Source organism: Streptococcus sp. 5004 (assembly GCF_013276755.1).
GTDB lineage: Bacteria > Bacillota > Bacilli > Lactobacillales > Streptococcaceae > Streptococcus.
In genome coordinates this window covers 15,751-27,509 of the sequence record NZ_VMLP01000021.1, presented here as the reverse complement: position 1 = coordinate 27,509, position 11,759 = coordinate 15,751, and the positions used below count along the sequence as shown (strand labels likewise).

Below are 11,759 nucleotides of genomic sequence, written 5' to 3'. Positions count from 1 at the left end.
ACAACCTCAAAACAGTGTTTTGAGCTGACTTCGTCAGTTCTATCCACAACCTCAAAACCGTGTTTTGAGCTGACTTCGTCAGTTCTATCTACAACCTCAAAACCATGTTTTGAGCTGACTTCGTCAGTTCTATCTACAACCTCAAAACGGTGTTTTGAGCTGACTTCGTCAGTTTCATCTACAACCTCAAAGCAGTGCTTTGAGCAACCTGTGGCTAGCTTCCTAGATTGCTCTTTGATTTTTATTGAGTATAAATAAAAAAAACAGAACTAGCCTGAACTAGTCCTGTCTACTTTTACCCAATCACACTTCCATTTGGTACAGCTGGATCAACTGTAAGAAGGGTTAATTGTCCATCATGTTCAGCTGAGAGAATCATACCTTGGCTGATATATTTCTTCATCATTTTACGAGGTTTGAGGTTGGCAACGATTTGGACTTTCTTGCCGACCAATTCTTGTTCATTTGGATAGTATTTTGCAATTCCTGAGAGGATTTGACGATCTTCTCCATCACCAGCATCCAAGCGGAATTGAAGCAACTTATCAGAGCCTTCAACTTTAGAAACTTCTTTGACTTCTGCGACACGGATTTCAACCTTGTCAAAGTCTTCAAACTTGATTTCATCCTTGTTTAATTTGAGTTCAACTTCATCTGGATTCCATTCTTTTTCCACAGCTGGCTTGTTACCTTCCATTTGTTCCTTGATATAGGCGATTTCTTCTTCCATATCCAGGCGTGGGAAGATTGGTGTTCCTTTGGCAACTACTGTTACACCCTCAGGGAAAGCAGCCAAACTCAAGTTTTCAAGGCTAGAAACTTCTGCTAGACCAAGTTGAGTCAAGACTGCACGACTGGTTTCCATCATAAATGGTTCAATCAAGTGAGCAACGACACGAAGGCTGGCTGCCAAGTGGCTCATAACACTTGCCAATTGGTCACGAAGAGCTTTATCCTTGGCCAAAACCCATGGTGCGGTCTCATCGATGTATTTATTGGTACGAGAGATAAGGGTCCAGACCGCTTCAAGGGCACGTGGGTAGTCAACTGCTTCCATGTATTTATGGTAGTCAGCAATTGATTCAGCAGCTACTTGAGCAAGAGTATTATCAAACTCTGTTACACCCTCTACATAGGCAGGAATTTGTCCATCAAAATACTTGTTAATCATAGAAACCGTACGGTTGAGGAGGTTCCCAAGGTCATTGGCCAATTCATAGTTGATACGGCCTACATAGTCTTCTGGAGTGAAGGTTCCGTCTGAACCAACTGGAAGGCTACGCATGAGGTAGTAACGAAGTGGATCTAGTCCAAAACGCTCTATCAACATTTCAGGATAGACAACATTCCCTTTAGACTTAGACATCTTACCATCTTTCATGACAAACCAACCATGACCAATTAAACGTTCTGGCAATTTGATATCCAACATCATAAGAAGGATTGGCCAGTAGATTGAGTGAAAACGAAGGATGTCTTTTCCAACCATATGGAAGACTGTTCCGTTCCAGAACTTGTCAAAGTTAGCGTGTTCGTCTTGATCGTAGCCAAGAGCTGTCACATAGTTGAGTAGAGCATCAAACCAAACATAGACAACGTGTTTTGGATTTGATGGGACTGGTACACCCCAGGTAAAGGTGGTACGAGATACCGCCAAATCCTCTAAACCTGGCTCGATGAAGTTGCGTAACATTTCATTGAGACGACCATCTGGAGTGATAAATTCAGGATGGGACTTGAAAAAGTCTACCAAACGATCTTGGTATTTGCTGAGGCGAAGGAAGTAAGACTCTTCAGATACCCATTCCACTTCGTGACCTGATGGAGCAATTCCACCAGTCACATTTCCAGCTTCGTCACGGAAAACTTCCGCAAGCTGGCTTTCTGTAAAGAATTCTTCATCTGAGACTGAGTACCAACCAGAATATTCACCTAAATAGATGTCATCTTGAGCCAGCAAGCGTTCAAAGACTTGAGCCACTACTTTTTCGTGGTAGTCATCAGTTGTACGGATAAATTTATCGTATGAAATATTTAGTAATTGCCAGAGTTCTTTAACTCCAACTGCCATTCCATCAACATAGGCTTGTGGTGTAATGCCAGCTTCTTCCGCTTTCTGCTGGATCTTCTGACCATGTTCATCAAGACCTGTCAAATAAAAGACATCGTAGCCCATCAGGCGTTTGTAGCGAGCTAGGACATCACAGGCGATAGTTGTGTAGGCAGAACCGATATGAAGTTTACCAGATGGATAGTAAATCGGCGTTGTAATATAAAAATTCTTTTCAGACATAATTTTTCCTTTCCAGGCAAATGAAACCTGTTTTTCTAACACTTCATTATATCACATTTTTAAGGATTTTTGATAGGGAAATCTATACAAAAACAAGATAGACGAGTGTCCATCTTGTTGATCTTATTCATAACGAAGGGCTTCGATTGGGTCAAGTTTCGATGCCTTGTTGGCTGGCAAGACTCCAAAGATCATACCCACGCTAGCCGAAACTGCAAGACTAAATAGGGCAACTGGGATTGATACTCCAACTTCTATACCCGTAATCAAGCCTTGCAGTAACAAACCTGCTAAGGCAGTTAAACCACTTGCAATTGTCAAACCAATTAAGCCACCTAACAAGGTCAAAATCATGGATTCAATCAAAAACTGGATTAAAACATTGGCACGCGTTGCACCCAAAGCCTTACGGAGACCAATCTCACGGGTACGCTCTGTAACAGAAACCAGCATGATGTTCATAACACCAGTTCCTCCAACAAAGAGGGAAATCCCTGCGATGGAACTGATAATCGTCGTCATAAAACTAAACGATTGTTGAATTTCTGCAAATGTAAGCGACTCATCTGCCACCTGATATTCTCCCTGTTGCAAGCCTGCAAGTTCTGTCATTTTTCGTGCCAGTTCTGGACCCAGAGTTGGAGTTAAACTGGTATCATTCACTCGAAAGACAATACTAGCTATTTCATCTACATTAAAATTCGCAGCAAGGGAGATATTGGTAGTAATAGGCAAGCCACCAAACCCATATATTTTTGACCTTTTAGCCTCTGGACTAGTATAAACCCCAATGACTCGGTAACTAAAATCATTGACTTCTACAACCTTGTTAATAGCCTCTTGTGGAGAGCCAAATAAACTAATGGACAATTCCTCATCTAGCAAAATGACACTTGCAAACTCTTTGAAATCTTGCTCTCTTAGACTACGACCTGCAATAATTTCATTCTTAACAGCGTCCATGTAAGTTCTGTTTCCACCTGTCAAATTGGCATTTTCAACTTTTTTATCTTTATAAGTCAAGATGGCGTTCGTTGAGTTGGTTACATAGTAATTATCCACTCCCTTGAGTTTGGCTGCCTCCTTGACCCAAGATTCTTGCGGTTTTGGTGGTTCAACAGGAACTTCCTCTTCTTTTCCAGAAACCGTAAAAGCTGATTGTTTCTGAGTAAAAGACCCATCTTTACTTTTTTTAGGAGAGAAGAAGACGCTAATATTTTTCTGAGATTTGGTCATATCTTTATTGACTTGACGAGATAGGGAATCTCCCAAAGCCATAATCACAACAACTGATGAAACACCGATAATAATCCCAATCATGGTAAGCAAAGAACGCATCTTGTGAGCCATGATAGATGAAAAGGCAAATTTCAGATTCTGCATCTTAGTTTTCCTCCTTTCCTAACTGAGCACTGTCAGACGAAATGACTCCATCTCGAATGACAATCTGACGTTTAGCATAGGCGGCAATCTCAGGCTCATGCGTTACCATGATAATGGTTTTTCCTTCTTTGTTCAAGTCAACCAATAGTTGCATAATTTGGTTCCCTGTTTTGGTATCCAAGGCTCCTGTCGGTTCGTCTGCTAGAATAATAGAAGGATTGTTTACCAAGGCACGCGCAATAGCCACACGTTGCTTTTGACCACCAGATAATTCCGAAGGCAAATGGTGACTACGTTCTGTCAATTCAACCTTGTCTAAATACTCCTCAGCCAACTTGCGACGTTTTGAAGACGAAACTCCTGCGTAAATCAAGGGCAATTCTACATTTTGCAGAGCATTGAGTTTCGATAGAAGAAAGAACTGCTGAAAGACAAAACCGATTTGTTGGTTGCGAACCTTAGCTAGTTGTTTTTCACCCAATCCAGCCACTTCTTGACCTTCAAGATAATACTCTCCACTACTTGGTGTATCCAACATCCCAATCGTATTCATGAGAGTAGACTTACCTGAACCAGATGGTCCCATGATGGCAACAAATTCACCCTCATTCACTTCTAGGTTGATATTTTTGAGAACCTGCAGTTCTTGATCACCGTTACGGTAGCTTCTGCAGATATTTTTTAGACTAATTAGTTGCTTCATCAGCCTTCACCTCTTTTCCTTCTTCCAAGGAAGATGTTGGGTTACTGATGACCTTGACTCCATTTGTCAGACCTGAAGTGATTTCTTGGTTGTCTGCATCAGCATTGCCCAAACCAACTTCCACTTTCTTGGCCTTTTTCTGCTCGTCAAGCACCCAGACATAGTTCTTATCATTTTCAGTCACAACACTTGTTAGAGGAACCAAAATGGCTTTACTCTTATTTTTGACCTCAACACTTACTGAGAATCCTTGTTTCAAATCACCGATTTCACTTGTAACATCGATGGTATATGGATATTTAGAGCCAGAATTACCGCCTGCTGCTACAGCTGTACTTGCTGCTTCGCCATTGTTTTTAGGATAGTCAGAAATATAGCTTAATTTCCCAGTCCATTTTTTATCAGGATACACTTTAGAAGTAAAGCTTACTTCTTGACCTACAGATAGGTTGGCGAGGTTATATTCAGACAGTTCTCCCTTAACTTGCAAGTTTTCATTACTTACGACATGAACGACTACTTGGCTAGCTCCTGTTGGAGATTTAGAAACATTGTGGTTGACTTCGACCACAGTTCCCTCTAGGGTACTGAGAACCGTCATTGCATCTAACTGACTTTGAGACTTACTTAATTGTGCTGCTGCATCTGCACGAGCATCACGGGCATCACCCAACTGAGCGTCAATAGAAGCAAGAGAATTTCCAGCCACTGGAGTTGGACTTTGCACCGTTGCATCTTCTCCTCCTGCTGGCGCAGAGGCTTGAGGAGCCGGAGCTGAAGCGGCTTCATTTCGTGCTTGATTGAGTTCATTGATATGACGATCTGCCTTAACTACTGCTCGGCTAGCTGAATCATAGGCCGCCTGCGCTTCTGAACTACTGTACTTGACTAGAGCCTGCCCTTCACTAACCTTATCGCCCACAGAAACAAGGATTTCATCTAAATCTCCCTTGCTAGCATCAAAATAAACGTATTGTTCATTTTTTGCCGTTACTGTTCCTGACAATAAAACCGACGAAGCAACAGTTCCCTCTTTTGCCACTACTAGATGTGGTATTTCATCCTTAACATCGGTTTGCGAGGGTTGTCTAAAGAGTAAAATCCCCCCGGCACCCAATACAACTACACTGGCAGCACCGATTGCTGCATACAATTGCCACTTTTTAGCTTTACCATTCTTTTTCATAATGAAACTCCTTTTCTTTTTTACAATACTTTGCTATTATACCAAATTCCCCTCCAGCAAACAATGCAGTTCAGATGGAAATAATGACAGTTCAGGATTAAACAATCGTTCGGAAATCCTCCTTTTCTATTGTACTAGTTATATAATACATTATTTCAACTTATTTGGCAAGCTTTTTTGCAATTTTTTGTGCGTAGCAGATTTTTGCAATCAAATCAAAAAAAAGATAGAATATGACTATCAAAAAATGACACTCTATTATTTAAAAGAGTACGAAGGAGTTTTCAATGAGAGAATACGATATCATTGCTATCGGTGGAGGTAGCGGAGGAATTGCCACCATGAACCGTGCTGGTGAACACGGAGCCAAAGCGGCCGTTATTGAGGAAAAGAAATTAGGTGGAACCTGTGTCAATGTCGGCTGTGTTCCTAAAAAAATTATGTGGTACGGGGCGCAAATCGCTGAGACTTTCCATCAATTTGGAGAAGACTACGGCTTTAAGACTACTGATCTTAACTTTGACTTTGCAACCCTACGTCGTAATCGTGAAGCCTACATTGATCGCGCTCGTTCTTCTTATGATGGCAGTTTTAAACGCAACGGTGTAGACTTGATTGAAGGTCATGCTGAATTTGTAGATTCTCATACTGTTAGCGTAAATGGTGAACTGATTCGTGCTAAACATATCGTGATTGCTACAGGTGCCCATCCAAGTATTCCAAATATTCCTGGTGCTGAGCTAGGCGGCTCTTCTGATGATGTATTTGCCTGGGAAGAATTGCCAGAGTCAGTTGCTATTCTAGGCGCTGGTTATATCGCCGTTGAATTGGCTGGCGTACTTCACACCTTTGGTGTCAAGACAGACCTCTTTGTTCGCCGCGATCGTCCTTTACGTGGTTTTGATTCTTATATCGTTGAAGGTTTGGTCAAGGAAATGGAAAGAACAAACTTGCCACTTCATACTCACAAAGTCCCTGCCAAGTTAGAAAAAACTGCTGAAGGCATTACTATTCATTTCGAAGATGGTACTAGTCACACAGCTAGCCAAGTTATCTGGGCTACGGGTCGCCGTCCAAACGTTAAGGGCTTGCAACTTGAAAAAGCTGGAGTGACTCTGAATGAGCGTGGCTTTATCCAAGTGGATGAATACCAAAATACTGTTGTTGAGGGAATCTATGCTCTAGGTGATGTAACAGGTGAAAAAGAACTGACTCCAGTTGCTATCAAGGCTGGACGTACCCTATCTGAACGTCTCTTTAACGGAAAAACTACTGCAAAAATGGACTACACAACTATTCCAACTGTTGTCTTTTCACACCCTGCTATCGGAACTGTCGGCTTGACAGAAGAGCAAGCTATTAAAGAATACGGCCAAGACCAAATCAAGGTTTACAAATCAAGCTTTACTTCTATGTACTCTGCTTGCACTGGCAACCGTCAAGAAACACGTTTCAAATTGATCACAGCTGGTTCAGAAGAAAAAGTTGTTGGACTTCATGGAATTGGCTACGGCGTTGATGAAATGATTCAGGGATTTGCCGTTGCTATCAAAATGGGAGCAACCAAGGCTGACTTTGATGCAACTGTGGCGATTCACCCAACTGCATCCGAAGAATTTGTAACCATGCGTTAATCAAAATAAAAGAAGCAAAGCAAAAAACACTTCTAAATATCAAAAAGCGAGTATTTCCGTAGTTGGAGATACTCGTTTTCTTATGTTTTATTTTATAGTATGTTGAAATAAGATATGCAAAAATCAATTAACAAACCATAGCAAAATACAAGGATTATAATACAATCATTTATTCTTTTCTTTAAAAGATTCATATATTTTTTTATATAACTCTTTTATATCTTTTTTCTGAGAATTCAACTCTTCTTTACCGTAGTCAAAGTTTGCTACTACAAATCCCTCGTCAGCATCAGAAAAAGTAAAAAACTCTATTTCAATTAGTTTATTATGCTTAGAGTCCTCTATAGTGTCTCCTAAATCATTATTGAATTTCTTCACTTCTTCTTCACGAACTCCGAACCCCGTAGCAGCTCCATTTGCAATGATGTTTGAAAATACTTCTTCAGAAGACTCTGCTTCTTTCACAGTTATGAAGTATATAGCCTCTTCCGTTTCTACTTGTCTCACTTTATTCCATTTTTCTGTATCACTAGAAGAAAGCGTATAGACTGTTAACTCTACCGTTGGCTTATTGATATTTTCTTTTGTAATCATTTGTTTTCCAAAAAAGAAGAAGGCAAGTAACCCAGCTACAAAGATCAAAGCAATATAAATTATCTTTTTCATACATTATACCCTATATCTTTCATGTCAATTATCACATCAACTTCGTTATAGACAGCTGGATCATGCGTCGCTATTATAACATATTTGTCTTCATCTTTTTCATTTAATAACAAACGAATGATTTCTTTTCCAATCTCACCATCTAAAGCTCCTGTGGGCTCATCTGCTAAAATAATTTTACGTGGTTTCATTAACATTCTGGCAATAGCTACACGTTGAGCCTGCCCACCAGACAATTCGTATATTTTTTGATGTAAATAGTCACTTGACAGTCCTACTTTTTCAAGTACGTCAGTTATTGTTTTTTTGTCTTTAGTGATAAGGCTCAGATTATCATATACTGTTTTGTTATCTATTAAAGAATAATTCTGAAATACATATCCAACAGTATTTTTAAAAAAAGTTCTTTCTTTTATCTTCCAAATATCTTGTTTATCAACTAAAACATTCCCACTGTCAATTTTTTCTAATCTTCCTATAATATTAAGAAGGGTACTTTTACCGGAGCCAGAACCTCCAATCAATGCATAGCTTTTTCCAGATTCAAATATTAAATTTAAGTCTGTAAAGATCTTCTTTGAGCCGAAAGTTTTTGAAACGTTCAAAAGGTCAATTGTCATGATTCATCTCCTTTTAAAATTTTAGTGTAGCTTTCAGATAATTTTCTAAAACTCATTATGATTGACAACATCAAAACTAGCAGAGAAGCCGCTCCAATATATAGCAACTCTATTTGCCCTGTCATAAGAAATGTAAATAGAATAACCATTGTAATAGTCATCATAAAATATTTGAGACTTGAAATTGCTATATATGTTTTTGACAGACCCAAAATGATTTTTTTCACATATTCATTCTGTTTTAGAGTAATAAAAAGTTGGACATATTGATAAATGAGTATAAAGACAATACTGTAAATTATCTTCTGCAAGATTTGTGAAAGTAAAATTTGGTGCTCTAAGGATTGAATCTTTAATTTCACAATTTGGTAAACATCTACTGGATTCATTGAGAAATTCAACGGGATAGTCATCTCATTTATTTTTTTTACCGCTTCAGGACTAAAAAGAGATTTATATAGTATGTTACTAGCCAAAGAAAACTTATTATTTTCCATCATTTTGTCTGTATCTAACACAACAACAATGTTATCTTTGCTATCTGCTACACTTGCCATTGGTAAAATATCTTTATTTTTATGATCGATATCAGCATCCTCATTAAAATAAAAAATTTTTTCCCCATCAGGAATTATTTGTACTGCAAGCTGTTCTTTTGTATAGTTTGTTCCAATAAATTGTTCTGCTACAACTGTATTCTCAATAGATTTCTGGTTTTCTTTCCACTTCTCAGGAATATAGATGGTTGCTATTTTATTATCTAAAAGATGATAGTTTGTTCCATTCACTTTATTTTGTAGGTTAGCACCTGTTTGATTAATATAAATCAACTCTTTATTTATTTCTGAATTCGTTATCCCGTCATTTTCTAATTGTTTAGAAAAATTTTCTATAACATGCGAAGTTTTCATGAAATCTGGAACATATGCCGAAGATCGTTCTATATATAAAAAATCTAAGTTTTTTAAGGCAGCAACTATCTGTAGATACTGACCATCTGAATCACTAACTTCTCCATTTTTAGCAGAGTTACTTTCAATTCCAAGGAATTCAATCCTTCTCCAATCTTTTACTGTGTCCCATGGTACTAAATTCTGTATTTGTATGTTAATACTAGATTGACTACTCTTTGTTTCTTGTAAAAAAATTCCTGAGACAAGGATGATAATCGAAATGATGACAAGCCATACGACAAAAATAAGTTTATTTTTCGCCTTGTTTTTGATAATTTCAATGGGCTTTTCAATCTGAATCGTCAACCAAAATAAAACAAAAGTAATAAAATCAATGATTTGAAATAGTATAAAATTCGTTAAAAGCAGAGAGAAAAATAACTTAGAACTATAGGTGAAGAAACCATTACCCAAAAAAGAGCTGTAAGAAATCATCAATAAAGCCATCATAATCAGTTCAAAAATAATAGAAATGACATACTCTCTTCTAAGGTCGTATACAGGCAAGCCCAAAGAACGTCGTATCACTCCTTCTTTGATCTGCCTTGTCCTAACAACAAATAAAACAACTAATAAAGTTAAGTAAATTGAACCCATTAACAGTATTCTTAAAGTTCCAGTAAATTGTAATATTCCTCCTATATACCAAGGATAAGCCATATATACTGTTTGTAGTCCAGTCATCGTAAGTGGTTTCAAACTGTCTACATCCATTTTCCCAAGTGTGTAATACATCCCTACTATTGGTGCTGACTTTAATTGTTCATTATTTACATCATCAAAATTTACATACTTCAACTGACCCGAACTCTGAACGATTGGCTTGTAAATGGTAACCTTTTCCGTTTTTGATAAGTCACGAACCATTTCGTATATTTCGTTATTAGAAAGATTACTTTTTCCTTGGATAGAAAAAGCACCATCAATTGGTAAAGGTATGGGGATTTCGGTATCACTAATAGTGACCAGACCAATTGTAGCAATCAAACAAAAGAAGAATCCAATGATACATAATTTTAATTTCATAAGCAATTACCATATGACAAAAGACTCTATTTTATAATTAGGTCTCTTGTTTTCATAAATTATTTTTTAAAATCTATAATAATTCCAATGTGCATTTAATCGAACATCATTTCAAATTTTTTGCTTGAAAATGTCCATCTATAATCTTTTTTATCGTGAACTTTAACGTTCCCAAAATATTCGTTACTGAAGACTCTGAACTAATATTATTTGAAGAACTAACAAAGAATTCGAATAACCATAGCTATCACTTACACCATACTTCCATAAATCAATAATCGGATATAGAACTGGGATTGCTGTAGTTACACTACCAACACTAGCTGTAATAGCAAATCCAAAACTGAAAAAACTTGTAGCCAGCAAAATGAACTTCTTCTTAGTAAATTTTTGGTATTTTACTTCTCCTTGAATTATAATATTTGACAAAAACTCAGTAATAATTCTCTATTTTAAAATTGAACACATTTATTTGTAAGTGTTTACAATATTAATTTAATACTAATATTTTAGTTTGTCAAGTATTTATAGTATATTTTTTATTGATAAAATGGGATTATCTATAAAGGCGATTTACAAATCGATAAAAAACAATTATCCAACTTCTCTTGTGAATCAAATCGGCTGTTACAGTGTTTGTTACCTTTGTTATAAAAATTGGTTGACAATGATTCCTCTATGAGTATAATAGTTACTATACATCAGAAAAGAGGTTAACTATTTTGAAAAAAGCTCACGTTTATGCTATCCCTGCTATTGGGGCTGCTCTTATTGCTGTTTTAGCACAAATCAGTCTTCCAATTGGACCCGTCCCCTTCACTCTGCAAAACTTTGCAATCGGCTTGATTGCTACTGTCTTTAGACCGAGAGAGGCTGTACTTTCTGTTGGACTCTATCTTCTTCTAGGTGCTATCGGTCTTCCTGTCTTTGCAGGAGGTGGAGCTGGTTTTCAGGCTTTAGTTGGCCCTACTGCAGGCTATCTTTGGTTTTATCTCGTTTACTCTGGACTTACTTCCTCTCTAACCAACAGCAAGAGTGGTGTTGTCAAGATTTTTCTTGCAAACCTCTTGGGTGATGCCCTTGTCTTTGTCGGCGGGATTCTCAGCTTACATTTTCTTGCTGGAATGGCATTTGAAAAAGCTCTTGTTGTGGGGGTCATTCCCTTTATCATTCCAGACCTTGGTAAACTTCTGGCTATTAGTTTTATTAGTCGTCCCCTACTTCAACGCCTTAAAAATCAGGCTTACTTTGCTAACTAAAAAAGATATCGAGTTGTCATGACTCAATATCTTTTT

9 protein-coding genes are annotated in these 11,759 nt (G+C 37.7%); 2 read left to right on the top strand and 7 right to left on the bottom strand.

Annotated elements, in window-relative coordinates; genetic code table 11:
* Window positions 1-295: 295 nt before the first annotated feature.
* The 4 genes from metG to HT685_RS07145 all read right to left on the bottom strand — a co-directional run bounded on the left by metG (window position 296) and on the right by HT685_RS07145 (window position 5,568).
* Window positions 296-2,293 (bottom strand): methionine--tRNA ligase, encoded by a 1,998-nt coding sequence (gene metG / locus HT685_RS07160; RefSeq protein ID WP_173226640.1) that lies wholly within the window; start codon window positions 2,291-2,293, stop codon window positions 296-298.
* Window positions 2,294-2,416: 123 nt separating this feature from the next.
* Window positions 2,417-3,676, bottom strand: coding sequence for an ABC transporter permease (locus HT685_RS07155; RefSeq protein ID WP_173226642.1), 1,260 nt, complete (start codon window positions 3,674-3,676; stop codon window positions 2,417-2,419).
* 1 nt (window position 3,677) lies between these two features.
* The gene (locus HT685_RS07150; RefSeq protein ID WP_173251649.1) at window positions 3,678-4,379 is read right to left on the bottom strand and encodes an ABC transporter ATP-binding protein; all 702 of its coding nucleotides are present in this window, start codon (window positions 4,377-4,379) and stop codon (window positions 3,678-3,680) included.
* A complete protein-coding gene (locus HT685_RS07145) occupies window positions 4,363-5,568 on the bottom strand; it encodes an efflux RND transporter periplasmic adaptor subunit (protein WP_173226763.1) in 1,206 nt (401 codons plus the stop codon). Before HT685_RS07145 ends, HT685_RS07150 begins: the two co-directional genes overlap by 17 nt.
* A 284-nt stretch (window positions 5,569-5,852) precedes the next feature.
* On the opposite strand from HT685_RS07145, the gene gor reads away from it, so the two are divergent.
* Window positions 5,853-7,199 (top strand): glutathione-disulfide reductase, encoded by a 1,347-nt coding sequence (gene gor, locus HT685_RS07140; RefSeq protein WP_050142767.1) that lies wholly within the window; start codon window positions 5,853-5,855, stop codon window positions 7,197-7,199.
* A gap of 165 nt (window positions 7,200-7,364) precedes the next feature.
* On the opposite strand, the gene HT685_RS07135 is transcribed toward gor, so the two are convergent.
* Genes HT685_RS07135 through HT685_RS07125 form a run of 3 tightly spaced genes read right to left on the bottom strand, consistent with a single transcriptional unit; the run spans window position 7,365 to window position 10,464 of the window.
* Window positions 7,365-7,865: a hypothetical protein gene (locus tag HT685_RS07135; RefSeq protein ID WP_119947105.1), complete on the bottom strand. Its 501-nt coding sequence runs from the start codon at window positions 7,863-7,865 to the stop codon at window positions 7,365-7,367.
* Window positions 7,862-8,485, bottom strand: a complete 624-nt coding sequence (locus HT685_RS07130; protein ID WP_173226646.1) for an ATP-binding cassette domain-containing protein — start codon at window positions 8,483-8,485, stop codon at window positions 7,862-7,864. Before HT685_RS07130 ends, HT685_RS07135 begins: the two co-directional genes overlap by 4 nt.
* A complete protein-coding gene (locus HT685_RS07125; RefSeq protein ID WP_173226648.1) occupies window positions 8,482-10,464 on the bottom strand; it encodes an ABC transporter permease in 1,983 nt (660 codons plus the stop codon). Before HT685_RS07125 ends, HT685_RS07130 begins: the two co-directional genes overlap by 4 nt.
* A gap of 722 nt (window positions 10,465-11,186) precedes the next feature.
* Here HT685_RS07125 and HT685_RS07120 point away from each other — a divergent pair.
* Window positions 11,187-11,723 carry a biotin transporter BioY gene (locus HT685_RS07120; protein WP_173226650.1) on the top strand — a complete coding sequence of 179 codons (537 nt, stop codon included), beginning with the start codon at window positions 11,187-11,189 and terminating at the stop codon, window positions 11,721-11,723.
* The last annotated feature ends 36 nt before the right edge of the window (window positions 11,724-11,759 follow it).